Annotated in this window: 2 protein-coding genes; one reads left to right on the top strand and one right to left on the bottom strand. The window is 62.1% G+C overall.

Going from position 1 to position 2,482, the window contains the following annotated elements; translation table 11 throughout:
• A partial coding sequence (gene lon / locus A2I95_RS31380; RefSeq protein WP_291736120.1) for an endopeptidase La occupies positions 1 to 1,481 on the top strand: 1,481 nt, incomplete at its 5' end.
• Between the two features lie 308 nt (positions 1,482 to 1,789).
• Here the strand turns inward: lon and A2I95_RS31375 are convergent.
• Positions 1,790 to 2,482 (bottom strand): Glu/Leu/Phe/Val dehydrogenase family protein (locus A2I95_RS31375; RefSeq protein ID WP_291736118.1); only part of this gene is annotated, 693 nt, incomplete at its 5' end.

Below are 2,482 nucleotides of genomic sequence, written 5' to 3'. Positions count from 1 at the left end.
TGAACAAGGCGCAGGAGATCCTGGATGCGGATCACTATGGGCTGGAGAAGGTCAAGGAGCGGATCGTCGAATATCTGGCGGTGCAGCAGCGCTCGGTCAAGCTGAAGGGGCCGATCCTATGCCTTGTCGGCCCTCCGGGTGTGGGTAAGACTTCACTGGGCAAATCCGTTGCCAAGGCCACGGGGCGCGAGTTCATCCGCATTTCGCTGGGCGGCGTGCGCGACGAGTCCGAGATCCGCGGCCACCGCCGGACCTATATCGGCTCGATGCCCGGCAAGATCATCCAGGCGCTGAAAAAGGCCAAGACCACCAATCCGCTGATCTTGCTCGATGAGATCGACAAGATGGGCCAAGATTTCCGCGGCGACCCGGCCTCGGCGATGCTGGAGGTGCTGGATCCGGAACAGAACAACACCTTTATGGACCACTACCTGGAGGTCGAATACGACCTCTCGAACGTGATGTTCCTGACCACTTCGAACAGCTACAACATGCCGGGGCCGCTCCTGGACCGGATGGAGATCATTCCGCTCTCGGGCTACACCGAAGACGAAAAGCGCGAGATCGCAAAGCAGCACCTGATTTCCAAACAGGTCAAGAACCACGGCCTGAAGGCCAAGGAGTTCGAGCTGACCGAGGACGCGGTGACCGAGATGATCCGCACCTATACGCGGGAAGCCGGTGTTCGGAACCTGGAGCGCGAGATCGCTAAGGTGGCGCGGAAATCGCTGACCAAGATCATCAAGAAAGAGGCCGACAGTGTGACTGTCACGGCGGACAATCTGGATGATTTCCTGGGCGTCAAGAAGTTCCGCTATGGCCTGGCCGAGATGGAAGATCAGGTCGGTGTCGTCACTGGTCTCGCCTATACGTCGGTTGGCGGTGAGCTGCTGAGCATTGAGGCGCTGCGGCTGCCGGGCAAGGGCCGGATGAAGACAACTGGCAAGCTGGGCGACGTGATGAAGGAGTCGATCGAGGCAGCGTCTTCCTATGTGCGCTCGGTCAGCCCGCAGATCGGCGTCAAGCCGCCGTCCTTCGATAAGCTGGACATCCATGTGCACGTGCCCGACGGCGCGACACCCAAGGACGGCCCAAGCGCGGGCCTGGCGATGGTCACGGCGATTGTGTCGGTGCTGACCGGCATCCCGGTGCGCAAGGACATCGCCATGACCGGCGAAGTCACCCTGCGCGGCAATGCCAGCGCCATTGGCGGCCTTAAGGAAAAGCTGCTGGCGGCACTGCGCGGCGGCATCAAGACCGTGCTGATTCCGCAGGAGAACGAAAAGGACCTGCCGGAAATCCCGGATAATGTGAAAGAAGGGCTGGAAATCATCCCGGTGTCCCATGTGTCCGAGGTGCTGGAGCACGCGCTGGTGTCCAAGCCGGATCCCATCGAATGGGACCAGGAAGCCGAGGAAGCGGCGGCCGCCAAGGCGGCTTTGAAAGGCTCAGAGGACGGGGCGGGCGCCACTGCCCACTGATCACGGCCTTCAGCTGATGGAAGAAAAGAAAGGGCGGCCCCGCGGGGCCGCCCTTTTTCAGTTCTCTCTTCCGTTCTGGCCCTTCTTGCCGGGGCATGAATTCCAGTTTTCTGCGTGTCTTTTCTGTCTTGCGCCGACAGATCTCAGGCGCGGGCGGAGGGCTCCCGCCCGTTTCCGGATGCGCTGATGCGCCTCCGCTTCGGTTGGGCGGGGCAGGCTGCCGGGCCCAAAATCCGTTTGGAGACCGGCAGCAGGCCGGGGTCCGTGCGGGTGCGGGGGTGCACCGCGGTGCCGGAAGGGATAGGCGGTCAGGCAGCTTTGCTGGAACTTGCCATTCTGGCCTGAACCGTGGCAATGGCCATCTCTGCCGGGCTGACATCTGCTGCTTCAGCCTGGATCAGGATCGAGGCCATCGTCTCGTCCAGCGCCTGCAGTTTTTCGGCGACAAATCCCTTGCGGTCCCTGATCCGCTGGATTTCGGTCGCAACGTTGATGATGCCGCCGCCATTGGCTACAAAGTCGGGTGCGTAAAGGATGCCGCGCGCATGCAGGCCTGCGGCGTCAGCAGCGGTGGCAAGCTGGTTGTTGGCGCCGCCTGCGACAATGTCCGCCTTCAGCTGCGGGATCGTCTGGGCATTCAAGATGCCGCCGATGGCGCAGGGGGCAAAGACGTCCGCGTCAACACCGTAGATTTCGTCCAGCGGCACTGCTTTGACTTCGAATTCGGCAATTGCCTGTTCTACACGGGCCTCGTCGATGTCCGTCACAACCAGTTTGGCGCCGGCCTCGGTCAGAAACTGGCAAAGATACCAGCCGACATGGCCCAGGCCCTGCACCGCAACGGTGACATCGCCCAGATCCCGGCTGCCGTGCTTGTGGGCGCGCGTGGTGCAAATCGCGTTGAAAATGCCGCGGGCGGTAATGGGCGAGGGATCGCCGCTGGCAAACTCACCATCGGCAAGGCCTGCCACAAACCGGGTCTCCTCCGCCAGCACACCCAT

This window comes from Leisingera sp. F5 (assembly GCF_001593695.1).
This window is presented reverse-complemented; position numbering and strand designations above follow the sequence as displayed.